The 24,112-nt window shown below is 69.6% G+C and carries 22 protein-coding genes; 13 read left to right on the plus strand and 9 right to left on the minus strand.

Annotation, left to right across the window (positions count from 1 at the left end):
• The first annotated feature begins 56 nt into the window (after positions 1-56).
• Complete coding sequence (locus ABZ803_RS03270) at positions 57-941, plus strand: universal stress protein (protein WP_357032090.1); 885 nt, start codon at positions 57-59, stop codon at positions 939-941.
• On the plus strand, positions 931-1,200 hold the full coding sequence (locus ABZ803_RS03275; RefSeq protein WP_357032093.1) for a hypothetical protein: 270 nt from the start codon (positions 931-933) through the stop codon (positions 1,198-1,200). The genes ABZ803_RS03270 and ABZ803_RS03275 overlap by 11 nt, the downstream gene beginning before the upstream one ends.
• A 39-nt stretch (positions 1,201-1,239) precedes the next feature.
• On the opposite strand, the gene ABZ803_RS03280 is transcribed toward ABZ803_RS03275, so the two are convergent.
• The 3 genes from ABZ803_RS03280 to ABZ803_RS03290 all read right to left on the minus strand — a co-directional run bounded on the left by ABZ803_RS03280 (position 1,240) and on the right by ABZ803_RS03290 (position 4,923).
• A complete protein-coding gene (locus ABZ803_RS03280; RefSeq protein WP_357032097.1) occupies positions 1,240-3,465 on the minus strand; it encodes a serine/threonine-protein kinase in 2,226 nt (741 codons plus the stop codon).
• 300 nt (positions 3,466-3,765) lie between these two features.
• Entirely contained in the window at positions 3,766-4,569 is an 804-nt protein-coding gene (locus ABZ803_RS03285) for a transporter substrate-binding domain-containing protein (RefSeq protein WP_357032099.1), read from the minus strand.
• Between the two features lie 3 nt (positions 4,570-4,572).
• Positions 4,573-4,923, minus strand: coding sequence for a hypothetical protein (locus ABZ803_RS03290; protein ID WP_357032102.1), 351 nt, complete (start codon positions 4,921-4,923; stop codon positions 4,573-4,575).
• A gap of 61 nt (positions 4,924-4,984) precedes the next feature.
• Here ABZ803_RS03290 and ABZ803_RS03295 point away from each other — a divergent pair, with 61 nt between their 5' ends.
• Positions 4,985-5,950 (plus strand): quinone oxidoreductase, encoded by a 966-nt coding sequence (locus ABZ803_RS03295; RefSeq protein WP_357032104.1) that lies wholly within the window; start codon positions 4,985-4,987, stop codon positions 5,948-5,950.
• Between the two features lie 42 nt (positions 5,951-5,992).
• Here the strand turns inward: ABZ803_RS03295 and ABZ803_RS03300 are convergent, their stop codons facing one another.
• Positions 5,993-6,595: a TetR/AcrR family transcriptional regulator gene (locus tag ABZ803_RS03300; RefSeq protein ID WP_357032107.1), complete on the minus strand. Its 603-nt coding sequence runs from the start codon at positions 6,593-6,595 to the stop codon at positions 5,993-5,995.
• Between the two features lie 84 nt (positions 6,596-6,679).
• On the opposite strand from ABZ803_RS03300, the gene ABZ803_RS03305 reads away from it, so the two are divergent.
• Positions 6,680-8,095 (plus strand): FAD-dependent monooxygenase, encoded by a 1,416-nt coding sequence (locus ABZ803_RS03305; RefSeq protein ID WP_357032110.1) that lies wholly within the window; start codon positions 6,680-6,682, stop codon positions 8,093-8,095.
• Here the strand turns inward: ABZ803_RS03305 and ABZ803_RS03310 are convergent.
• On the minus strand, positions 8,088-9,077 hold the full coding sequence (locus ABZ803_RS03310) for a heme o synthase (RefSeq protein ID WP_357032113.1): 990 nt from the start codon (positions 9,075-9,077) through the stop codon (positions 8,088-8,090). The two genes, ABZ803_RS03305 and ABZ803_RS03310, sit on opposite strands and share 8 nt — an antisense overlap.
• Positions 9,078-9,636: 559 nt before the next feature.
• Between ABZ803_RS03310 and tkt the strand changes: the two genes are divergently transcribed.
• The 7 genes from tkt to ABZ803_RS03345 all read left to right on the plus strand — a co-directional run bounded on the left by tkt (position 9,637) and on the right by ABZ803_RS03345 (position 19,201).
• Positions 9,637-11,778, plus strand: a complete 2,142-nt coding sequence (gene tkt / locus ABZ803_RS03315) for a transketolase (RefSeq protein WP_357032116.1) — start codon at positions 9,637-9,639, stop codon at positions 11,776-11,778.
• Positions 11,779-11,784: 6 nt separating this feature from the next.
• A complete protein-coding gene (gene tal / locus ABZ803_RS03320; RefSeq protein ID WP_357032119.1) occupies positions 11,785-12,921 on the plus strand; it encodes a transaldolase in 1,137 nt (378 codons plus the stop codon).
• A gap of 3 nt (positions 12,922-12,924) precedes the next feature.
• Entirely contained in the window at positions 12,925-14,499 is a 1,575-nt protein-coding gene (gene zwf, locus ABZ803_RS03325; RefSeq protein ID WP_062974874.1) for a glucose-6-phosphate dehydrogenase, read from the plus strand.
• On the plus strand, positions 14,496-15,404 hold the full coding sequence (opcA, locus tag ABZ803_RS03330) for a glucose-6-phosphate dehydrogenase assembly protein OpcA (protein WP_174554921.1): 909 nt from the start codon (positions 14,496-14,498) through the stop codon (positions 15,402-15,404). Before zwf ends, opcA begins: the two co-directional genes overlap by 4 nt.
• On the plus strand, positions 15,397-16,152 hold the full coding sequence (gene pgl / locus ABZ803_RS03335; RefSeq protein WP_357032122.1) for a 6-phosphogluconolactonase: 756 nt from the start codon (positions 15,397-15,399) through the stop codon (positions 16,150-16,152). Before opcA ends, pgl begins: the two co-directional genes overlap by 8 nt.
• Positions 16,153-16,370: 218 nt before the next feature.
• Positions 16,371-18,674: a thiamine pyrophosphate-dependent enzyme gene (locus ABZ803_RS03340; protein WP_357032125.1), complete on the plus strand. Its 2,304-nt coding sequence runs from the start codon at positions 16,371-16,373 to the stop codon at positions 18,672-18,674.
• A gap of 47 nt (positions 18,675-18,721) precedes the next feature.
• Entirely contained in the window at positions 18,722-19,201 is a 480-nt protein-coding gene (locus ABZ803_RS03345; RefSeq protein WP_062974903.1) for a hypothetical protein, read from the plus strand.
• A gap of 46 nt (positions 19,202-19,247) precedes the next feature.
• Here ABZ803_RS03345 and ABZ803_RS03350 read toward each other — a convergent pair whose 3' ends face one another.
• On the minus strand, positions 19,248-19,850 hold the full coding sequence (locus tag ABZ803_RS03350; protein ID WP_040867476.1) for a hypothetical protein: 603 nt from the start codon (positions 19,848-19,850) through the stop codon (positions 19,248-19,250).
• A gap of 61 nt (positions 19,851-19,911) precedes the next feature.
• Entirely contained in the window at positions 19,912-20,901 is a 990-nt protein-coding gene (locus ABZ803_RS03355; protein WP_357032128.1) for an alpha/beta hydrolase, read from the minus strand.
• Between the two features lie 54 nt (positions 20,902-20,955).
• Here ABZ803_RS03355 and ABZ803_RS03360 point away from each other — a divergent pair, with 54 nt between their 5' ends.
• Positions 20,956-21,804, plus strand: a complete 849-nt coding sequence (locus ABZ803_RS03360; protein ID WP_357032130.1) for an SDR family NAD(P)-dependent oxidoreductase — start codon at positions 20,956-20,958, stop codon at positions 21,802-21,804.
• A 6-nt stretch (positions 21,805-21,810) separates the two neighbouring features.
• Here the strand turns inward: ABZ803_RS03360 and ABZ803_RS03365 are convergent, their stop codons facing one another.
• The gene (locus tag ABZ803_RS03365) at positions 21,811-22,644 is read right to left on the minus strand and encodes a LysR family transcriptional regulator (RefSeq protein WP_357032133.1); all 834 of its coding nucleotides are present in this window, start codon (positions 22,642-22,644) and stop codon (positions 21,811-21,813) included.
• 69 nt (positions 22,645-22,713) lie between these two features.
• Between ABZ803_RS03365 and ABZ803_RS03370 the strand changes: the two genes are divergently transcribed.
• Complete coding sequence (locus ABZ803_RS03370) at positions 22,714-23,850, plus strand: YbfB/YjiJ family MFS transporter (protein WP_357032136.1); 1,137 nt, start codon at positions 22,714-22,716, stop codon at positions 23,848-23,850.
• Here ABZ803_RS03370 and secG read toward each other — a convergent pair.
• Positions 23,837-24,070 (minus strand): preprotein translocase subunit SecG, encoded by a 234-nt coding sequence (gene secG, locus ABZ803_RS03375; RefSeq protein WP_039798855.1) that lies wholly within the window; start codon positions 24,068-24,070, stop codon positions 23,837-23,839. The genes ABZ803_RS03370 and secG overlap by 14 nt on opposite strands.
• Positions 24,071-24,112 lie beyond the last annotated feature (42 nt).

A 24,112-nucleotide genomic window follows, 5' to 3' on the forward strand; every position in this document is an offset into this window, starting at 1 on the left:
GTCGGCGGGCTGGGAATGTAAGAGTCGAACCCGCCGGAACCGTGATCGGAGCACAGATGCGCACACCAGTCGACCGACACTCGATCGTCGTCGGAATCGATGGCAGCCCCGCCGCCGTAGGCGCAGCGCGCTGGGCGGGAGCCATCGCGAATCGGCAGCATGCCCCGCTGGTGCTGCTCGGTGTCGTTCCCGCGCTCGACTTCCCCCTGACCACCTCGGTCTTGGCCGAGGTCGACCTGCGTCCCGAGCTGCGAGCGGCGGCGAAGAACAAGGTCCGAGAGGCATTCGAGGCCGTACGCGCCGAGCAGCCGGAGCTGGAGATCCGCCAGATCGTCGAAGAAGGCACGCCCGCACGCGAGCTGATCGAGCACAGCGCGGGCGCACGCATGGTCGTCGTCGCGGCGAAAGCGCAAGACCGGCTCTCCACGCTGCTGCTCGGATCCACCGCGCTCACGGTCGCCAACAAGGCGAACTGCCCGGTGACGGTGTGGCGCGGCCGGCTCGACCAGCCGCTGCCGGACGAGCGACCGGTTCTCGTCGGCGTCGACGGGAGCCCCGGTGGCGCCGCCGCGATCGGCGAGGCATATGAGCTGGCCTCCGCACTGGGCGTCGAAGTGGTCGCCTTACACGCGTGGAACGACCCGGACCTGCTGCAATGGACTCCGGTGCCCGACACATGGATCGCGCTGGCCCAGCAAGAGAAGGAACTACTGTCCGAGCGTTTAGCCGGATGGAGCGACAAATTCCCCGACGTCGCGGTCACCCAAGTGGTCGAGAAGGCCACGCCCGCACAGGCCCTGCTCGAACACGCCGAGAAAGCGCAGCTGGTGCTGACCGGCAGCCGCGGGCACAACCGTCTCACCGGACTCCTGCTCGGATCGACGAGTCAGAATCTGCTGCACAACGCGGCGAGCCCGGTGGTGATCTGCCGTGAGCGGTAGGACAGTGCGCAGCGACGGTCGCGTGTCCGCCCGGTTGCCTTCCGGCTCCCCTACCGACTTGGCGCCCCTCGGACCGGTCGCGGAGGTCTCGGGCTTGGCGATGGTGGTCGCCGCGCTCGCCGCCATGACGAGGATTCCGGCCTGGACAGCGGACTACGGCGTCTTGGTGGTCGCGGCCGCGATCCTCTATCTCGCCATAGCAGCCGGGCTGGTGCACTGGGGCGTCGAACATCAGGGCGAGTGTTCCCGCGATACCTGAGCGCGCCTCGTGCGCGACCGTGCTGGGCGTGTGCGTGGGTCAGCGCACGCCCGCCGCCGGTCGCCGGACCACCCGCTGAAGCGCGCGCAGGTCCGCGTCGAGCGTCCGGTACAGCCAATACACGGCGACGAAAGCCAGTCCGCCGACCGCGCACAAGCCCAGGACGGAATCGCGCACCAGTGGAAGTTCCTCGGGTTCGAGCAGGCTGAATCCGGCCAGCACCCCGACCAGCGGCACGGAGGCCGTGACCGCGAGATACACCGTGGTTCTGCGCCGCAGCGTGCGAATGTCACCGGAGTCGAGTGCGGTCGCGCGGCTGTAGCGCAGATAGACCGGATAGACGCAGCGGACGATGTAGAACGTCGACAGGAAGAACGTATAGGCGACGGAGATGATGCCCGCCATGAAAACGGTCATCGCCGCGTGGATCACCAGCCGCGCGGGAAGATCGGTGAGCCACAGGCACAGGAAGACTCCCGTCACGGTGGCCGAAACCCCGGTCTGGAAGGTGTTCAGCGCGCACATGTCACCCCAGAACAGCGTTCGCGACCGCACTCGCGCGAGCAGCGCGTCGTCGTAGCGTCTGCCATTGCGCAAGCCGCGGGGAACCGCGACCAGATCACGCGACATATACGCGTAGATGACGATCGACAGCGTCCCCGCGATGAGAACGAAAACGTAGACGCCCATGTTGAGCTGCGCATTGGTGGCATCGGACAGGCGCTCCCTGATCAGTTCTTGAACGTGCACCGCCATATAGACCGTGGCCAGTCCGACGCCGACCAGCGAGGACAGCCACAAGATCGGGGTGGGCCTGCGGGAAAGTCGTGCGCGCCAGCTGTCCGGGGGCGGATAGACCAGATCGCGTGCCCGCTGCTCCAGGCACAAGTCGAGCTGCTGAGCCAGTTCCGAACCGGACGAGTAGCGGTCCGCGCGGTCGGGCGACAGACAGGTCAGCAGGACCCGGCGCAGCGCCATGGGGCAATCCGGCGGCAGCTCCGACAGGAACGCAGGCTCCACGGGGCTGCGCCGCAGTTCGATCATGCGGGCCAGCGACGTCTGCGAATCACCCGCGGACGTTTCGTCCGCGAAGGGGCGGCGCCCGGTGAGCAGCTCCCACAGCATGACGGCCAGCGCGAAGATGTCACTGCGCGTGTCCAGTTCCCCCGCGGTCGCCGGGAGGCCGGGATGGCAGGCTTCGAGCTGTTCGGGCGACATGTACGCCAGCGATCCGCCGAAGTACGCCAGCGGACTGGTGCCCTTGACGCGTTTGCTGAAGCTGACGTTGAAGTCGGCCAGCTTCGGGCTTCCCTCGGCGCTCAGCAGCACGTTCGCGGGTTTGATGTCGCGATGCAGCACCCCTCGTTCGGACGCGTGCTGTAGGGCGTCCGCGAGTCGGCGGCCCAGCCAGGCGACGGTCTCCGGCCAGGTCAACGCGGCGATCCGCGCCCGAACGGCGGATTCGGTCGGCCGGACCTCGCCCTTGTCGGCGAGCACCTCGTCGATGGCGTCGAGCAGCAATTGCCCACCACGCTGCTGCGGCGGCGTCGCGCGCGCCAGGCGCAGCACGTCGAGCAGCGTCCCGCCGGGGAGGTACTGCATGTAGAGCAGCTTCAGCTCGTCGTCGGCGATGAGCCGCTGATCGAAGATGCGCACGATGTATTCGTGGTCCAGCTGGGCGAGGGTTTGCGGCTCGTTGCCGTGGTTGTGCGAGATCTTGACCGCGACCAGTCGCTGCATCGATTGCTGGCGAGCGAGATACACCTGGGCGAACGCGCCCACCCCGATCCGCATGAGGAGGTCGAAATCGTCGACTTGGTCGCCGACGTCGATGGCGTCGAGCGCGACCTGGGCACTCGGGCGAGCGATCATCGTGCTGCGGTAGTCGCTGGTGAGCCGGTCGAGTTCCGCGGCGGTGGCGGTGGCGGTCAGGTCGGTGGTGTCGCCGCCCCGCTCGCCGCGGCGCATGGCGTGGTATTCCTCGTAGACCAGATCGGCCGGGAAAGGACCATTGCGCAGTTCGGGGAACTCCGCGCGGTAGTCGATGAGCCGCTTGGGAAAGTGGTAGCGCAGCCAGCGGTACTCGAGGTCGACCTTGATCAGTTCGATCAAGATCGTGCGCCGCTCGGCTTGCTCGGCGGGTAGGTAAGCGGACAGGTCGGGCGGGGAGCCGGCCGCCCAGGCCTCCGAGAACTGCGCCACGACGGCGGCGAGCGCCGCGCGGGTTCGTTCGGCTGAATCGACCAGGTCGATCGGCTCACGCATCGGTAGCTCGGAATCAGCCAGGGTCATTCATACGGCGGCTACGCACGGTGCGTCCTGCCTCGTAGGTCTCCCACATCAGCTCCTCGAGTTGAAGGGCCCTGTTCAAGGGTATCGCCCAGCAAGGGCTGGGCGCTGCGTCTGCGCGAGATGCGGCGAACAGGTCATATTGCCGCCGATTCGCTCGCTTCAGATATCTCGCCCACCGCCACAGTTTCCCGATCAGGGCACCGGACGCTTCCGTAAGTCGGCAGCCCGGAAACCTCGGCGCTGTCCATCGCGCTCCCACGGACGGCGAACGATTCAGCCGACGGAGGCGTTCGGCCCGATCCATTGCTCGAACAACCGGTCCACCGCGCCGGTCGCGAGCCGGGTCGCCAGGTAGGCGTCCACCAGCGCCGCGAGGACCGGATCGTTCTTGCGCACCAGCAGCACCTTCCCGAACATGTCGAACGGCGCTTCGGGATGCAGCACTTGCAGGTCCGGGTGCTGACGCACGCGGTAGCGGCCCTCGACCGAATCGGTGACGAACACGTCGGCACGGCCCTGTTCGACTTCGCCGAAGATCGTCAGATTGTCCGGCCACAAGGTGAGCTGCGCCTCGGGGAAGTTCTTGCGCGCGAATTCCTCGTTCGTCCCACCGCGATTGGCGATCACGCGCACACGGGGACGGTTGATCTCCGCGATGGTCGAGTAGGCCGCGCCGTTCGCTCGTTGGGTGATCGGGGCCTTGCCGTCGGTCCCGTAGGGGATCGAGAAGTCGGCGAACGCGCGGCGCGACGGCAGGTCGGAGATGCCCCCGACCGCGAGATCGCAGTTCCGTTCGGCGAAGTCCGTCTTCAGGGTCGCCCAGGTCACGGGCACGAACTCGAGCGGGCGGCCGAGCAGTGCGGCGAACTCCCGTGCGAGGTCGACGTCCACACCCCGGTAACCGCCCGCGTCATCTCTGATCGAGTAGGGCGGGTAGTCGCCGGGCGTGCAGGCACGCAGCGCGTTCGAAGTCTCCGACGGCTGCGCGGCCGCCGGAATCGCCGCTGCGACAAGAGCTGTCCAACCGGCGACGAGCACCGTCCCGATGCGGCCGGGCAGCGTCACTCGACTACGCACCGATCACTTCTCGTTGCGCGCCTTGGGAAAGCGAGACTGCTTGGCGACCCAGCCCGCCATCTTGGCCCAGTGGCCCTTGCGGGGGGTGACGATCGAGCTGAGTTCGCGGTCCCATTCGTCCGCCTCGGTGAGGCCGTCGATGGTCTCGATCACTGCCTTGGCGGTGTCCAGATCCGGGACGACCCGGTCGCCGAGGACGCCGTCGGCGCCGACCAAGGTGACGCGCACGCCCGCGCGACCGATGGGCTGGAGCACGGCCGTGGCCGATCCGCCGTGGTCGGCGACGAACCCTTTGACGGACTCCACGAGGGCGCCCGGCAGCTTCGCCGGCACCGTGGCGGTTTCAGTACTCATGGCAGGCAGTTTACCGACCGGTAGGCCCCACGCCCGCCGCGCGGGTGTAGAACTAAAACACATGCGCGCCATTCAGGTTTCCGAACACGGTGGTCCCGAGGTCCTGAAGTACGTCGAGGTGCCCGATCCGCGGATCGGACCGGATCAGCTGCTGGTCGAGACGCGGGCGATCGGCGTCAACTTCATCGACACCTATATTCGCACCGGACGCTACCCCCAGGACGTTCCGTACATCCCGGGCGCGGAGGGCACCGGCGTCGTCGCCGAGGTCGGCTCGGACGTCACCGAGTTCGCGGTCGGCGACCGGGTGGCGTGGTCGGCCGCTCCGGGCAGCTACGCGCCCGAGGTCGCGGTGCCCGCGGCCGTCGCCATCCCGGTGCCCGACGGTGTCGACGCGCCGGTGGCCGCGTCGGCGCTGTTGCAGGGCATGACCGCGCACTATCTCATCGAGTCGATCTACCGGCCAGAGCCCGGCGAGACGGTGCTGGTGCACGCGGGCGCGGGCGGCGTCGGCCTGATCCTCACCCAACTGCTCACGGCACGCGGTGTGCGGGTGATCACGACGGTGTCCACCGACGAGAAGGAGACGCTCTCGCGCGCGGCGGGTGCCGCTGAGGTGCTGCGCTACGGCGACGACCTCGCCGAGCGGGTGCGCGCGCTCACCGACGGCGTGGGGGTGGCGGCGGCCTACGACGGCGTCGGTGCTGCCACCTTCGAGGCGAGCCTCGCCGCGTTGCGCGTGCGCGGCACGCTCGCCCTGTTCGGCGGCGCGAGCGGCCCGGTGCCACCGTTCGACCTGCAACGGCTCAGCACGGCCGGTTCCCTGTTCGTCACCCGGCCCACGCTGGCGCATTACACCCGCGACCGCGCCGAGCTCACCTGGCGCGCGGGGGACATCCTCGACGCCATCGCCAAGGGCACGCTGAACATCCGGATCGGCGCCACCTACCCGCTCGCCGACGCCGAACGAGCACACCGCGACCTGGAAGGCCGCAAGACCACCGGTTCCATCGTCCTGCTGCCGTGAGCCGCCGACGGTGGGCGACCCGACGAGTCGCCCACCGTCGCATCAGTAGTCGCGGCCGGTGAGACCTCGATAGATGAAGCGGGTCAGGCCTTCCACGGCCTGCTCGTCGGTCAGTTCGACGTTTCCTTCCTCGACCGCCGCCAGCAGGCTCTGGGTGAGTAGGAACATCATCGCCAGGCTGGCATCGGCGGTGCTCGGCAGCCGCAATCCCTGGTCGGCGAAGCCCGCAACGTGATCGGCGATGTCCGCGCGCTGCTGGATGCCGAAGCGCGCGACCATCCGCGCGAATTCCTCGTTGACCAGGGCGGCCTGATTCACCGCGCGCAGCACGGGCGCGTGCTCCCGCGCGAAGGTCCAGTACCCGGCGACGTGATAGCGCACCGCCTCCGGATCGCTGAAATCCGGGTTGTGATCCGGCCCCTCCGCGCGCTCGTCCCCCGCCGCGGCCAAGTCGTTCAACAGGGCCTGAAGCAGTTCTTCCTTGCTCGCGAAGTGGTTGTAGAACGACCCGGCCGCCCGCCCCGCGGTGGCCGTGATGTCGGTGATCTTGGTGTTCAGGTAGCCGCGCTCGGCGAACAAGCGCAACGCCGCGGCCTTCAACGCCTGCTCGGTTTCGGCCGACTTCTCCTTGCGACTCAGCGACACCCACCTCACCTCCTTGACAAGGCAACGTACCAAGAGTCAAACTGAATTCGCATTCAGTGAATTTTAATTCATCAGGAGTAGCTCATGGCACAGCTCGTTCTCGTCGCCGGCGCCGGACCCACCGGCCTCACCCTCGCCCTCGATCTCGCTCGCCGCGGCATCCCGGTTCGCATCGTCGACAAGGCGGCCACCTTCTTCGCGGGCTCGCGCGGCGACGGCATCCAGCCCCGCACGCTGGAAGTCTTCGACGATCTGGGGGTACTGGACGCCGTGCACGCGGCCGGGATGCCGACACCGGTGATGCGGGTGCACCTCGGCGGCGAGTTCGTCACCGAGCGCAGGATGAGCGAGCCGGTCGAGCCCACCCCGGCTGTCCCCTACCCCAACCCGTGGGTGCTCGGCCAATCGCAGACCGAGGCGATCCTGCGCGATCGGCTCGCCGAATTCGGCGTGCGCGTGGAACTGGGCACCGCACTGGCCGCCTTCGACCAGGACGACAGCGGCGTCACGGCGACGCTGGAACGCGACGGCGGGGGTGAGACCGTGCGCGCCGCGTACCTGGTGGGCGCCGACGGCGGCAAGAGCACCGTCCGCAAGGCGCTGGGTATCGCGTTCGAGGGCGAGACCGACGAGTCGCTGCGAATGCTGCTCGGCGACGTGCGCGCCGACGCGCTCGACCACGAATTCGGCTACTGGTTCGCCGCCGCCGACCAGCCGATGCAGGGCATCGCGTTGTCCCCGCTGCCCGGTGGGCGGCACTTCCAGTTCGCGGCGCCGCTCACCGCGGACGAGCAGCCGAGCCTGGAACTGCTGCAACGGTACGCCGACCGCTACTGCGGGCGCGACGACGTCACGCTGACCGACCTGACCTGGGCGACGGTCTGGCGGCCCAATGTCCGTCTCGCGCAACGATTCCGGGACGGCCGAGTCTTCCTCGCCGGGGACGCAGCGCACGCGCATCCGCCCACCGGCGGCCAAGGATTGAACACCGGCGTCCAGGACGCCTACAACCTCGGGTGGAAGCTGGCCGCGGCCTTGGCCGGTGACGACACCCTCCTGGACAGCTACGAGACCGAGCGCAGGACGGTCGCCGCCAGGGTGCTCGGACTGAGCTCCGAACTGCTGGACAAGCTGATCGACGGCGACGAGGACGCGATGCGGCGGGGGCCGGAGACCCAGCAGCTGGACATCAGCTACCGCGACCCGGCCGTGCGAGACCAGCTGGCGACCGGCGACCGGGCGCCGGACGCGCCGGTGAAGGACGACGCGGGGCGGCCGGTCCGGTTGTTCGACCTGTTCCGCGGGCCGCACGCGACGGTGCTGTCCTTCGGCACGCCACCTGCGGCCGAACCGGACGCCTATGCGGTGGTTCGCCCGGGGACACCGGTAGCCGGGCCGCACGTGGTGGATGTCGACGGGCACGCTTTCACGGCCTATGCCGCGGTCGAGGGCACCCGGGTGCTCGTCCGTCCGGACGGCTACATCGGCGCGATCAGCTGAAGAAGCTGCCGATGGTGTCCCAGCCGAGCACCGAGTCCACCGCGAGGCCGCAGAACACCACGGCCAGGTAATTGTTCGACTGGAGGAACAGCCGCAGCGGCTTCACCGATTCGCCGCGCCGCACGCCCGCGTACAGCTGGTGCGCCATGAGCAGGAACCACGCTCCGGCCACCAGCGCCACGGCCGTGTAGATCACGCCGGTGGCGGGCGCCAAGGCGAGGGTGGTGAGCACGGTCAGCCAGGTGTAGACGACGATCTGCTTGGTGACCGTCCGCTCGGTGGCGACCACCGGCAGCATGGGCACGCCCGCCGCGCGGTAGTCCTCCTTGTAACGCATGGCCAGCGCCCAGGTGTGCGGCGGCGTCCAGAAGAAGATGACGCCGAACAGCGCGAGGGCGGGCCAGCCGATGCCGCCGGTCACCGCCGACCAGCCCACGAGCGCGGGCATGCAGCCTGCCGCGCCGCCCCACACCACGTTCTGCGAGGTGCGGCGCTTGAGGCCCAGTGTGTAGACGAAGACGTAGAACAGGATCGTCGCGACGACGAGCAGGCCGCTGAGCAGGTTGGCCTGCCACCACAGCCAGGCGAAGGAGCCGAGGCCGAGCACGACGCCGAAGACGAAGGCGTTGCGGGTGGGCACCGCGTCCCTGGCCAGCGGCCGCTTGGCGGTGCGCTTCATGACCTTGTCGATGTCGGCGTCGGCGACACAGTTGAGCGTGTTCGCGCTCGCCGCGCCCATCCAGCCGCCGAACAGCGTCGCGAGGATCAGGCGGATGTCGACGGTGCCGCGATCGGCGAGCAGCATGGTCGGGATCGTGGCGACCAGCAGCAGCTCGATCACCCTTGGCTTGGTCAGCGCGATGTAGGCCAGCGCCCGTCGCATCAGCCGGGACGGTAGGCCGGAACCCGTGAACCGGTCGGCCAGCGCCGTCGCGGAGGAGCCGTGCGCACCATCGCCACCCGGCCGTTGCCCAATCCGCACTGTCTCTCCTCGCACGCTGTGCATCGCATCCGGCATGGACCAGCAGTGCGCTGGTTCCGGTGGTACGGACGAGCCCGCGCCGGACTTCCGTCCGCCCCGGCGCCCCTGCCGACCGGTGCGGCGCGACTACTACTACAAAGGATGGTAGACCCACGCCGCCCCCGCCCCTTTCCTCGCCCCCGCGCAACGGCGCCGGTGTGTGACGCGCCCTACCGCCGGTCCCGTACCGCACGGAGGGTCTTCGCCAGGGGCGGCGACCCGCCGGTAGGGCTCTTGTCCGAGGCTCCGGCCGCCCGGTCCTCGCGTCAGGTCCGCGTCGCTCGTGGTGCGGCCCGAATACCGTTCCCCGGCGCGGAAGAATTTCCGCACCCGGGGCAGGCGCGAGCGAACACACAGCGCGACAGCGGCCGCGAAACCAAGACAGGGTTAATGGTGTGCCGGTCACCGGGCACATCTAGGGTAGTTGGGTATACCCGGTGAGCATGCCGTAGCTGCCGCGCGATCATCGCCGTCAGAACCCACCCGCCGTCGACGAACCAATGTCAGGAGAACCTCGGTCGTGTCGATCACAGACGACATCCGCGCCCTCACTCAGCCGAACCACCCGGACGACTGGACGGATCTGGACACCAAGGCTGTCGACACCATCCGGGTCCTGGCCGCCGAGGCGGTGCAGAACGCCGGAAACGGCCATCCCGGCACCGCGATGAGCCTGGCGCCGCTGGCGTACACGCTCTACCAGCGCACCATGCGCATCGACCCGAGCGACCCGAGCTGGGTCGGCCGGGACCGGTTCGTGCTGTCCTGCGGTCATTCCAGCCTCACCCAGTACATCCAGCTCTACCTGGCGGGTTACGGCCTGGAGCTGGACGACCTGAAGAACCTGCGCAAGTGGGGCTCGCTCACCCCGGGCCACCCCGAGTTCCGGCACACCGACGGCGTCGAGATCACCACCGGCCCGCTCGGCCAGGGCCTGGCCTCGGCGGTCGGCATGGCGATGGCGGCCCGGCGCGAGCGCGGCCTGTTCGACCCGGACGCCGCGCCCGGCGCGAGCCCGTTCGATCACTTCGTCTACGTCGTCGCCTCCGACGGCGACCTGGAGGAGGGCGTCACCTCCGAGGCGTCGTCGCTGGCGGGCACCCAGCAGCTGGGCAACCTCGTCGTGGTCTACGACGACAACAAGATCTCCATCGAGGACGACACCACCATCGCCTTCACCGAGGACGTCGCGAAGCGTTACGAGGCCTACGGCTGGCACGTGCAGGTGGTCGAGGGCGGCGAGGACGTCGTCGCGATCGAGGCCGCCCTGGAGGCCGCCAAGGCCGAGACGGGCAAGCCCTCGATCATCGTGCTGCGCACCATCATCGGCTACCCCGCCCCCAGCAAGATGAACACCGGTACCGCGCACGGCGCGGCGCTGGGCGCCGACGAGGTGGCCGCCACCAAGAAGATCCTCGGTTTCGACCCGGACAAGAGCTTCGACGTGGATCCCGCGGTCATCGAGCACACCCGCAAGGTCGTCGAACGCGGGCGCGCGGCGCACGCGGAGTGGCAGAAGTCCTTCGACGCGTGGGCCGCGGCCAACCCGGAGAACAAGGCGCTGTTCGACCGCCTGATCGAGCGGCGGCTGCCGGACAACTGGATCGCGAATCTGCCCAGCTACGAACCGGATCCGAAGGGCATGGCCACCCGCAAGGCGTCCGGCAAGGTGCTCGCCGCGCTGGCGCCGGTGCTGCCCGAGCTGTGGGGCGGCTCGGCCGACCTGGCCGAGTCCAACAACACCACCATGCCCGACCAGCCCAGCTTCGGGCCGGAGTCGATCTCCACCGGCATGTGGAAGGCCGACCCGTACGGCCGGACCCTGCACTTCGGCGTCCGTGAGCACGCGATGGGCGCGATCCTCAACGGCATCGCGCTGCACGGCCCGACCCGTCCGTACGGCGGCACCTTCCTGGTGTTCAGCGACTACATGCGTCCGGCCGTCCGCCTGGCGGCGGTGATGCGGGTGCCCGCGATCTATGTCTGGACCCACGACTCCATCGGCCTCGGCGAGGACGGCCCGACGCACCAGCCGATCGAGCATCTCGCCGCGCTGCGCGCCATCCCGGGCCTGAACGTGGTCCGTCCGGGCGACGCCAACGAGACCACCTACGCCTGGCGCACCATCCTCGAACGCGACAGCAGCGAGCACCGGTCGCACTTCTCGGTGTCCGAGCCGCCGCACCAGGACGGCCCGTCCGGGCTGGCACTGACCCGCCAGGATCTGCCGATCCTGGAGGGCACCAGTTTCGAGGGTGTGTCGAAGGGCGGTTACGTGCTGGCCGAGGCGTCCACGGGCACACCGCAAGTGATCCTGATCGCCACCGGCTCGGAGCTGCAGCTCGCGGTCGCCGCCCGCACTACGCTGGAGGAGCAGGGCATCGCCACCCGCGTGGTGTCGATGCCGTGCGTGGAGTGGTTCGACGCGCAGGACAAGGCTTACCGGGACGAGGTGCTCCCGCCCGCGGTCGCCGCTCGCGTCGTCGTCGAAGCCGGTATCGCGATGCCGTGGCACCGGTTCGCCGGTGACGCGGGCGAGATCGTGTCGATCGAGCACTTCGGCGCCTCCGCCGACTACAAGACCCTGTTCCGCGAATTCGGCTTCACTCCGGAAGCCGTCGTTGCCGCCGCGCAGCGCACGCTCGAGAACGTGAAGGGATAAGCGCTCATGGCTCAGAACGAGAATCTCGCCGCTTTGTCGGCGGCGGGAGTGTCCGTATGGCTCGATGATCTGTCCAGGGACCGCATCCGGTCCGGCAACCTCGCCGAACTGATCGAGACCCGCTCGGTCGTCGGGGTCACCACCAACCCGACGATCTTCCAGGGTGCGCTCAGCCAGGGTCACGCCTACGACGGCCAGCTGAAAGAGCTTGCCGCGCAAGGCGCGGACGCCGACGCCGCGATCCGCACCATCACCACCGATGACGTCCGCGCGGCCTGCGACGTGTTCGCTCCGGTCTTCGAGGCCTCCGGTGGCGTGGACGGCCGGGTCTCCATCGAGGTCGACCCGCGCCTGGCGTTCGACGCCGACCGGACCGTCGCGCAGGCGGTCGAACTGTGGAAGATCGTCGACCGGCCCAACCTGTTCATCAAGATCCCCGCCACCGAGGAGGGCCTGCCCGCCATCACCGCGGTGATCGCGGAGGGCATCAGCGTGAACGTCACGCTGATCTTCTCGGTCCAGCGCTACCGCGCGGTGATGGGCGCCTACCTCGAGGGCGTGAAGAAGGCCAAGGTCGCCGGCCACGATCCGGCCAAGATCCATTCCGTCGCCTCGTTCTTCGTCTCCCGCGTGGACACCGAGATCGACAAGCGGCTGGAGGCGCTCGGCACCGAGGAGGCGCTCGCGCTGCGCGGCAAGGCGGGAATCGCCAACGCCGTCCTGGCCTACGCCGAGTACCAGGACGTCTTCGACGGTGGCAAGCACACCTCGACCTTCCTGACCCTGGCCGCCGCGGGCGCGAATCGGCAGCGTCCCCTGTGGGCCTCGACCGGCGTGAAGAACCCGGACTACCCCGACACGATGTACGTCACCGAGCTGGTGGCCTCGAACACGGTGAACACGCTGCCGGAGAAGACACTGCAGGCGGTCGCCGATCACGGCGTGATCAGCGGCGACACCGTGTCGGGCAAGGCGGAGGAGGCCAAGGGGGTCTTCGATCGGCTCGCCGCGGTCGGCGTCGATCTCGACGACGTGTTCGCGGTGCTCGAGCGCGAGGGCGTGGACAAGTTCGAGAAATCCTGGGAGGAGCTGCTTTCCGCCACCGCCGACGAGCTGAAGTCGGCGTCGACCGGGAACGGCTGATCGATGGCCGGGGCAGCGCCGACGGATCGGCCCGAGGCCGCCGAATGGCAGAACCCGCTGCGTGACAAACGGGACAAACGGCTGCCGCGCATCGCCGGACCGTGCAGCATGGTCATCTTCGGTGTCACGGGTGACCTGTCTCGGAAGAAGCTGATGCCGGCCATCTACGACCTGGCGAACCGGGGGCTGCTGCCCCCGGCCTTCGGCCTGGTCGGCTTCGCGCGTCGCGACTACGCCGACGAGGATTTCGCCCAGGTGGTTCTGGAGGCGGTGAAGGCGCACGCGCGCACCCCCTTCCGCCAGGAGGTCTGGGATCAGCTTTCGGAGGGCATCCGGTTCGTCCAGGGCAGCTTCGACGACAACGCGGCGTTCGACCGGCTCGCCGACACCTTGACCACGCTGGACAAGGAACGCGGCACCGGCGGCAATCACGCGTTCTACCTGTCCATCCCGCCGAACATGTTCCCGGTCGTGCTCGATCAGCTCTGCGCGCACGGCCTGGCGCAGACGACCGGGCCGGACGCGGCGCGCAAACCCTGGCGACGGGTGGTGATCGAGAAGCCGTTCGGGCACGACCTGCACAGCGCGCAGGAGCTCAACGCACTGGTCAACGGGGTTTTCCCCGAGGAGCGGGTGTTCCGCATCGACCATTACCTGGGCAAGGAGACGGTGCAGAACATCCTGGCACTGCGCTTCGCCAACCAGCTCTACGAGCCGATCTGGAACGCCAACTTCGTCGACCACGTGCAGATCACGATGGCCGAGGACATCGGCCTCGGCGGTCGCGCGGGCTACTACGACGGCATCGGCGCCGCGCGGGACGTGATCCAGAACCACCTGCTGCAATTGCTGGCGCTCACCGCCATGGAGGAGCCGATCAGCTTCGAGCCCAAGCAGTTGCAGGCCGAGAAGATCAAGGTGCTCTCCGCGACCAAGCTCGTCGAACCACTGGACGAGACCACCGCGCGCGGCCAGTACACCGAGGGGTGGCAGGGCAGCGAGCACGTGGTCGGCCTGGCGGAGGAGGAGGGCTTCGATCCGAATTCGAAGACCGAGACCTACGCCGCGATCAGGCTGCAGATCGACACCCGCCGCTGGGCGGGTGTCCCGTTCTTCCTGCGCACCGGAAAACGCCTCGGCCGCAGGGTCACCGAGATCGCGGTGATCTTCAAGCGGGCGCCGCACCTGCCGTTCGACCAGACCATGACCGAGGAACTCGGGCAGAACGCGCTGGTCATCCGGGTACAGCCGGACGAGGGCATCACCACCCGGTTCGGCTCGAAGGTGCCCGGCTCCAGCATGGAGGTGCGCGACGTCAACATGGACTTCACCTACGGCGAGGCGTTCACCGAATCCTCTCCCGAGGCCTACGAACGCCTGATCCTCGACGTGCTGCTCGGGGTGCCGTCGCTGTTCCCGGTGAACGCGGAGGTCGAATTGTCCTGGCGGATCCTGGATCCGGTGCTCGAGCACTGGGCCGCCGAAGGCAGGCCGGAGCCGTACGAGGCGGGCACCTGGGGTCCGCCCTCGGCCGACGAGATGATCGCCCGCACCGGGCGGGAATGGCGGCGCCCGTGATCGTCGACATGCCCGAGACCAAGACCGGCGAGGTCACCAAGCGCATCGTGCAATTGCGCGAGAGCAACGGCGTGATCACCGTGGGCCGCGTGCTCACCCTGGTGGTGTGCACGCTCGACAGCTCCGAGGCCGAGGACGCGATCGACGCGGCGAACGAGGCCAGCCGTGAGCATCCCTGTCGCGTCGTGGTGCTGGCGCGCGGTGACCGCGAGGCCGCAACCCGGCTGGACGCGCAGATCCGGGTGGGCGGCGACGCGGGCGCGGCCGAGGTCATCGTGCTGCGGCTGCAAGGCGAACTGGTCAACCACGAGAGCAGCGTCGTCACCCCGTTCCTGCTGCCGGACACGCCGGTGGTCGCCTGGTGGCCACGCGGAGCGCCGGAGTTCCCGTCCAAGGACTCGGTGGGCCGCCTGGCCGGCCGCCGCATCACCGACGCCACGTTCGCGCCCGATCCGCAGGCGGCGATCAAGAAGCGGCTGCAGTCCTACGCCAGCGGCGATACCGACCTGGCCTGGAGCCGGATCACCTACTGGCGTGCCCTGCTTGCCGCGGCCATGGACGAGCCGCCGTTCGAAACGGTGGATTCGGTGACGGTCTCCGGGCTGCGCGACGAACCCGCCCTGGACATCCTGGCCGGCTGGCTGGCCGCCCGGCTGGACTGCCCCGTGCGCCGCCGCACCGGCCCGCTGCAGGTGGAATTGCACCGCCCCACCGTCTCCATCGCGATCGAACGCCCGCAAACCGGCCGCACCGCGACGCTGACCCGCACCGGTGAGCCGGTGCAACGGATCGCCCTGGCGCGCAGGGAGACGCGCGACTGCCTCGCCGAAGACCTACGCAGGCTGGACGCCGACGAGACCTATGCGGAAGCGCTGGCCGGAATCGAGAAGGTGATCTATGAGTGAGCACACCGATTCGCCGTTCCCCAGCGACACCGTCGAGGTGCACCTCGACACCGAGTCGCTGGTGGCCGCCGCCGCGGCCCGCTTCGTCTCGGTCGTCGTCGCGGCACAGGCCGAGCGGGGTTCCGCGTCGGTCGTCCTGACCGGCGGCGGAACCGGCATCGCCCTGCTGGAGCTGGTGCGCAAGTCACCCGGCGACATCGACTGGTCCCGGGTCGAGGTGTTCTGGGGTGACGAGCGTTTCGTGCCGGCGAACGACGCGGAGCGCAACGACCTGCAAGCCCGGCAGGCGCTGCTCGACCACGTGCCGGTCGACCCGGCGCGGGTACATCCGGTGGCCGTCTCCGACGGCGAGTACCCCGACCCGGTGGAGGCGGCGGCCGAGTACTCCGCGACGGTGCACGCCTATCTCGCCGAACACGGCGCGTTCGATCTGCACCTGCTCGGCATGGGCGGCGAGGGCCACGTCAATTCGCTGTTCCCGCACACCGACGCGGTGCGGGAACAGCACGAGCTCGTCGTCGCCGTGACGAATTCGCCGAAGCCGCCGCCGGTGCGGGTGACGCTCACCCTGCCCGCGATCCGCCGCAGCCGCCACGTCGTGCTGGTAATCGGCGGCGCTGCCAAGGCGGAGGCGGTCGCCGCGGCCATCGGTGGCGCGGAACCGGTGGAGGTGCCCGCGGCAGGCGCGATCGGTCTGGACTCCACCACCTGGTTGCTCGATCAAGAGGCCGCGTCCGCACTGCGCTGAGCAGGCCACACCCCGGCCGTCGGCGTGGCCGCGTCCGCGCGGGCTGCCTCGCCCCGGAAGCCGGAGGGCCGTGGTTTGCTCCGGCCTTGCGGGGCGAGCGGTGTCACTGCTGCCGAGCCCGGCAGACCTCGTAAATTTGTCTGCCACTATGCCCATCAGCGGAAAGAACACCGCCTGATAACGCAGCCGAACGGCGAAGTTTACGAGATGATCGGTCGGTGACCGAGCAGGCAGTGGATCTGGACGAGCGGTGGCGCACCGCCGTCGCCGCACTCCGCCCGCGACCCGGCCGTCCGGCGGATCAGCCGGTCGCACCCGGCGTCGCGGTCACGGGCGCGGCGTGCCTGGAGTTGTTCGACGCGCAAGCGACGAGCAGGCATCTCGATCTCGCGGCCCGCCGCCTCGGCAGCGCCCGGCGCGGTTTCTACAGCATCGGATCGTCCGGTCACGAGGGCAACGCCGCCCTGGCCGCCGCTGCGCGGATCACCGACCCCGCCCTGCTGCACTACCGCTCGGGAGCGTTCTTCGTGCACCGGGCCCGGCGCGTGCCCGGGCTCGACCCGATCCGGGACGTGCTGCTCGGCGTGGTCGCCGCGGCGGCGGACCCGATTTCCGGTGGGCGGCACAAGGTATTCGGCAGCGCTGCCGCCCACGTCATCCCCCAGACCTCGACCATCGCGTCACATCTGCCCCGCGCGGTAGGTCTGGCGTTCGCGATCGATCGCGCGGCACGGCTCGGCGTCGCCGGTCCCTGGGCCGCCGACGCGGTGGTGCTGTGCAGTTTCGGCGACGCGTCGGCCAACCACTCCACCGCGGCCGGAGCGATCAATGCCGCGATTCATACGGCCGGGCAAGGGATTGCGATGCCGATCCTGTTCGTCTGTGAGGACAACGGCATCGGGATCAGCGTCCCCACTCCCCCGGATTGGGTCGAGCAGGCATACGGCCACCGCCCGGGTCTGGCCTACTTCCACGCGGACGGCTGCGCCGCACTCGACGCGCTGACCACCGCCGACGCTGCCGTCCGGTGGGTGCGGGCCGGCCGCGCGCCCGCGTTCTTGCATCTGCGGACGGTGCGGCTGCTCGGCCACGCCGGCTCGGACGTCGAAACCGCCTACCGCCGTCCCGCCGACATCGCCGCCGATCTCGCTCGCGATCCGGTCCTGGCGACCGCACGGCTGCTGGTCGAGTCCGGCGTCGCCACCCCCACCGACCTGCTCGACCGATACGCCGACCTGGGCCGCCGCGTCGCCGCGACCGCCGAGCTCGTCTCCACGGAACCGAAACTCGCCTCGGCGGCGGCCGTGACCGCCCCGATCGGCCCCTACCGTCCGGCACTCGTGCGCGCCGACGCACTCCGGCGCGACAGCCGCGGAAATGCGGAGTCCGGCCACGCGATCGCCGACATCGATACGCCGCATCGTCGCAACGGCGCCGCGCAGGGTGATCCGGTGACCCTGGCGCAGGCGATCAACGACACGCTCGCGAGCCTGCTGGCGCGCGACCGCGACGTGCTCGTCTTCGGGGAGGACGTCGGCCGCAAGGGTGGCGTATACGGCGTGACCAAGGGTTTGCGGCGGAGGTTCGGCGCCCGCCGCGTGTTCGACACCCTGCTGGACGAGCAGAGCGTCCTCGGGACCGCGCTGGGCTCGGCGCTGGCCGGATTCGTGCCGATCCCGGAGATCCAGTACCTGGCCTACCTGCACAACGCCGCCGATCAGATCCGCGGCGAAGCGGCCACGCTGTCCTTCTTCTCCGACGGCCGCTACCGGAATCCGATGGTGGTGCGGATCGCCGGATACGCCTACCAGAAGGGCTTCGGCGGCCATTTCCACAACGACAACTCGGTGGCCGCGCTGCGCGACATCCCCGGCGTCGTGCTCGCCTCCCCGTCCCGCGCAGACGACGCCGCGGCGATGCTGCGCACGTGCGTGTCTGCGGCCCGGGTGGACGGCAGAGTGTGCCTGTACCTCGAGCCCATCGCGCTGTATCACACCCGCGACCTGCACCAACCGGGCGATGACGGCTGGCTGGCCCGCCCGTCTCCTGACGAACACGTCGAGATCGGCCGCGCGCGGGTCTACGGCGACGGGGCCGACCTGACCCTGGTCGGCTTCGCCAACAGCGTGCCGATGAGCCTGCGCGCGGCACAGCGCTTGGCCCGGCTCGGGATCCGCGCACGCGTGCTCGATCTGCGCTGGCTCGCTCCCCTGCCGGTGCACGATCTGCTGCGGCACGCGCGCGCGACCGGGCGGGTCCTCGTCGCGGACGAGACGCGGCGCAGCGGCGGTGTGTCGGAGGCGGTGTGCGCCGCGCTGATCGACGCCGGTTTCATCGGCAGGCTCGCGCGCGTGACCAGCGAGGACAGTTTCGTGCCGCTGGGGCCGGCCGCCGCCACGGTGCTGCTCGACGAGGACCGCATCGAAGCCGCCGCCCTCCGGGTTCTCCGCGACGCGACCGGCGTGCAACCGCGGCACGCCGGGGCCCGGCATTCCCCGGAATTCGATTCGACCGGGGAATAGTGGAAATACAGTGAGGTGACGGTGACCAGCAGCGGAAAGGACTCGCGATGACCACGATGTCCATGCTCGGCGAGGTGCGGCCGGAGCACGAGCACACGACCGACGGCGATCTGGTGCTCCTGCACTACCTGCGGTCGTTCCACAAGCCCGTACTGGACGTGTGGTCGGCGGCCACCGAGCGCGGCCAGCTCGCCCGCTGGCTCGGGGCCGTCTCCGGCGGCAACGGCAACCTCACCATCGAGTTGTTCGACGGTCCGGTCCCCGGCCCGGTCGCGGTGCGGGTCGATCACTGCCAGGCGCCGCACGAATTGGTCGTGCACATCGACGGCTGCCTGCTCGAAGTCCGGATGACCCAGGTCGGCGTGGTCACCACCGTGGAACTGACCCGCCGCCACGTGTGTCCCGCCGACGCGGGCGCGATCGGCCCGCGCTGGCAGTACCTGCTCGACCGTCTCACCGCCTACCTCGATTTCCAACCGTTGCCCCGGTGGTCGGACTACCCGAAGCTGGCGGAGGAATACCGCTAGGTCACCGCGCCTCCCGGCGGGCAGTGTGCCTCCCGCCGGGCAGTGTTCAGTAGAAGAACCCGGCGATGCCCCAGCCGGGACGCGCCTGCGCCTCCCGGATCCACTCGACACAGGACTCGATCGCCGCGAGGACCTCGTGGTCGACCTCCTCACGCTGTGGCGGCGTGGTCGACTCCCACTGCACGAGCGCTTCGGCGCACTGCTCGGGCGTCCATTCGCCGTAGCCGGGCAATTCATCCGGCTGCGGCAGCGAAGGCGGCAGCGAGTGGTACATGAACGCGCGGACGCTCACCGCTTTGATGCCGAGTGTGGCCAGGCCGTCGTCGATGTGGTCGAGCCAGCGACCCCGGAACGCCGAGAAGTAGCGGTTGTCCACGAAGCGACCGTAGAACTGGCAGATCGTCTGGTAGGCGTAGCCGTACTGGAAACCGTAGGCCGGGTCGAACGGACCGCCGTCCACGACGGCGCGCACCGCCTCGTAACGGGTGGGCGCGCCGGCCGCGATCTCGTCGGCGAACCAGTCGTCGTCGTGGGTCAGCTGGGCTTTGAACCGGCCGCCGATCATCCGCCGGAGCTTGTCGTCCCGGGACCCGATGGCGCCCTTGACCCTGTCCAGTTCGACGACGTAGATGCTCAGGCTATAACTCATTCACCGAACATTAGCGGTGCCCACCGACAACGAACATCGCTGAGCCCGAAGGCGTTTCACCTCAGGCCGGAAGCCGGGCCGGATGCGCGGCCAAGTGGGCGAGATGAGCGGTGAGCAACGCGTTCACCTGCTCGGTCCGCTCCAGCTGTACGAGGTGGCCCGCGTCCCTGATCTCGGTGACCGCCCGCAGGTCGGCGACGTGCGCACGCAGCGTGGCCAGCGGGTCGCGGCCGCTGAAGCCTTCCATGTCGGGATCGCGGTCGCCGTACAGGAAGTAGGCGGGCACAGCGACTTTCGCGTCCGCGTACCCGGCGGTGAGTTCCCAGTTGCGGTCCAGGCTGCGATACCAGTTCAATCCGCCGGTGAACCCGGTGCGTTCGAAATCTCGGGCGAGCACGTCCAGCTCGTCCGCGCCGAGCCAGCTCCACGGCAGCGCGGGCGCCTCCGGCAGCACATCGAGATAGCCGGTGCCCTCGGCCGGGAAGCGCCAGGTGTCCAGGTAGTGGTAGTCGGCGCTGAGCGCGTAGTAGACGCGGGCCAGGAACTCCCGCGGACGCGCGCCGAGTTCCGCATCCGCTACGCCGGGAGTCTGGAAGTAGTGCAGGTGCAGGAAGTGCCGAGCCGCGGCCTTCGCCCACAGCTGTGACGGAGCACGCGGCGGACGCGGCGCGAACGGATTGTTCAAGACGATCACGCCGCGCACCCGCTCCGGCGCGCGCAATGCCAGTTCCCACACCAGCGCCGCACCGAAGTCCAAGCCGACGAACACCGCCTGCTCCGTGCCGATGTCGTCGAGCAGAGCGAGCAGATCACCGCAGACCGCGCGATTGGTGTACGCCTCCGGGTCGGCCGGGACGTCGGTACGACCGTAGCCGCGCAGGTCCGGCGCGAGAGCTCGATACCCGGCGGCGGCGACCGCGGGAAGCTGGCGGTGCCAGATGTACCAGGTGTGCGGAAAGCCGTGGCAGAAGACCACCGGCTGCCCGGTTCCCTGCTCGGCGACGTGCATACGAACCCCGTCGGTCGTCACGAACCGATGCGTCAGCTCCACTCGGGCCTCCAAAACCTAGAACACGTTATCGTTTCACGGTAATGTTCCGGTTTCGTGAGCGGAATACCCGAGAGGCTCGAAGGCAAGATCGCGGTGGTCACCGGCGCCAGCCGCGGCATCGGCAAAGGCATCGCGCTGGAACTCGGTGCGGCGGGTGCCACGGTGTTCGTCACCGGACGCTCGGCGGCGCAGGGACGACTACCCGGCACCGTACACGCCACGGCCGCGGAAATCGATGCCGCGGGCGGGGTCGGCATCCCATTCGTGTGCGACCACCGCGACGACGACGCGGTGGAGCGGCTGTTCGAGCTGATCCGCACCGAGCACGGCAGGCTGGACGTGCTGGTGAACAACGTCTACAACTCCCCCGCCGCGGCCCGATGGCTGGGCAAGCCGTTCTGGGAGGTGCCGCCCGCGGCGTGGGACGAGTCGTTCGATGTCGGCGTCCGGTCGCATTACGTGGCCAGCTATTTCGCCGCGCCGCTGCTGATCGAATCGGGCGGGCTGATCGCCAACATCTCCTCGCCGGGGGCGCGCAGGTACATGCACAACGCGGTGTACGGCGTCGCGAAATCCGCGCTGGACCGGCTCACCGCCGACATGGCGCACAACCTCGCGGGCACCGAGGTCACCGTGGTCTCGCTCTGGCCGGGCATCGTCGACACCGAACTGCTGCAACTGGTTCCGGCCGGCGCCGACGGCCGCAGGCTGGTCACGCTGCCCGGTGAGGGCACCTTCGACCTCGGCGATGCGCAGACGCCGCGCTTCACCGGCCGCGCCGTCGTCGCGCTCGCCACCGACGCGGGGCGTCGCTCCCGCACCGGGTTGCCCTGGCCGGTAGCCGATCTCGCCGAGTACTACGGGTTCACCGACATCGACGGGCGCATCCCGCGCGTCGACTGACGCCGTTCACAGCGCGCCGAGGAAACGCTGCACCGAGCGCGGCGGGACCGGCCTGGCCCGCCACGCCACGTACACGTACGAGGGCGGGGCGTCGGGGATGTCCCGATAGACGACGCCGGGATGTGGCGCCCTGGTGCGCGCGAGATCGGGTACGACACCGATACCGCGATCGGCCGCGACCAATTCGATCCATTCGTCGAAGTTCGTGCAGGTGATGACGGCGCGGTCCGAGTCGACCGGCTGCCAGGACGCCGCATCGGTGGTGCCGGACACGGTGTTGACCACCAGGGGCCGATCGGCCAGATCGGACCAGGACAGCTGGGGCGTGCTCGCCAGCGGCGAATGGGTGGACACCGCGAGCACCCGCCGTTCCGTCGCGATGATCCGCGACGCCAGGTGGCGCGGCAGCCGAGTCTCCTTGCGGTAGATGGCGATGTCGACCGTGCGCTCGCCGAGTGCGGCGAGCGGATCGTCCACGCGCCGCAGGGTGATCCGGCCACCGTCTTCTTCGTAACGGCGGCGGGTCGCGGCGAACCACGCGTCGGGCAGCAGCCACGAGAAGCCGATCTCCAGCGTGGCGCGCGAGCGCAGTTCCGCGGCGACGCCGTCGACATCGGCCAGGATGCGGCGGGCGTGGGCCAGGAGTTCGGCGCCCTCCGCGGTGAGCGCGAATCGCCGTGACGTGCGCTCCACCAACCGGCAGTCGACCAACCGCTCCAACTGCTGGATCGTCCTGGTCAACGCGGGTTGGCTCAGGTGCAGCCGGGTCGCGGCGCGGGTGTAGTTCGCCTCCTCGCACAACGCCAGGTACGCCCGCAGGTGCCGCAGCTCGATATCCATGCGTCGAGCGTATACATCGTGCGTGGAAAGCATTTCCCGCCCGCTGCCCCGGTCTCGTACGGTCGAGCGGTGACCACTGTTGTCCTCGCCGGGCCCCCGCGCCGCGGTCTCGCACCCGCGGTGGCGGCGGCATCCGGCCTGGCCGCCGCGATGGGCGTCGGACGCTTCGTCTACACCCCGTTGCTGCCGCTCATGGTCGACGCGCAGCGCATCACCGCGCACGACGGCGCCCTGATCGCGACCGCGAACTACGCCGGTTATCTGCTCGGCGCGCTGCTGCTGACCTGGCGGCCCGAACTCGGCCGCCGCACGACCTTCCTGGCGTCGGCAGGACTGTTGATCGCGAGCGAAGCGCTCATGGCGGCGCCGGGGCCGATCCTGCTGCTCGCTCTCGTGCGCTTGGTCGCGGGCGTCGCCAGTGCGGTGATCTTCGTTGCCTGCGCGAGTTTCGCGAGCCGACCCGGCAGCGGCAGGCAATCGGCGGGAATCGTCTTCGGGGGTATCGGATTCGGCATCGCGTGGACCGGCCTGCTGGTGCTGGCGTTGCGGCCGGTGGTCTCGTGGCAGGCTCTCTGGCTGATCTCCGCGGCGCTCACCGCGGCCCTTCTGATTCCCGTCCGGCGCCTCGACATCCGTCCGGGGCGGCGCGTGCCACGCGGAGCGGCACGGGTCCTGCGCGCTTGGCGTGCGCTGTTCGTCGCCTACTTCCTCGAAGGCCTCGGGTACATCGTGATCGGCACCTTCCTGGTGGCGGCGGTGAGCGCGGAGCGCGGGCCGGTGACCGGCTCGGCGATGTGGATCGTCGTCGGCGCGGCGGCGGCGGTCTCGACCGTGCTCTGGGCCGGGGCCGCGCGGCGCCGGCCTCCGGCGCTCCTCTTACCCGTCGCGCTGGGGGCGCAGTGTGTCTCGGCGATGCTCCCCGCCGTATCCGGTGCGATCTGGGCCGCGGTGACGGCCGCGGCGCTGTTCGGGGGGACGTTCGTCGGAATCGTCATGCTCGCGATGCGAGTCGGCGCCGAGTTGACCGACGGGGCCGCGGCGGCGCCGCTGACCGCGGGGTACGGGGCGGGACAGATCCTAGGGCCGGTGGCAGTGGCCCCGGTGCTCGGGACGTCCTATCCCGCCGCGTTCGTCATCGCCGCGTTCGTGCTCGGCGCGGCGACGCTCACGGCGGGCTCGGTGGCCGCCGGGATCAGGCGAACTTGATCTCGAGGCCGATGCCGAGAATGGCGATCAACCAGATGACGCCGGTGAAGATCGTGACGCGGTCGAGGTTCTTCTCCACGACGGTGGACCCGGACAGGCTGGACTGCACGCCGCCGCCGAACAAGCTGGACAGACCTCCACCCTTGGCGCGGTGCAGCAGCACCAGCAGCACCAGCAGCACGCTGGTGATGATCAGGAGGATATCCAGGAACATCCGCATGCCGGACAGTGTATGCGGTCGGGGCGACCGCACCGAATCAGG

The sequence above is a fragment of the Nocardia sp. NPDC047648 genome, assembly GCF_040642815.1.
GTDB classification, from domain to species: domain Bacteria; phylum Actinomycetota; class Actinomycetes; order Mycobacteriales; family Mycobacteriaceae; genus Nocardia; species Nocardia gamkensis.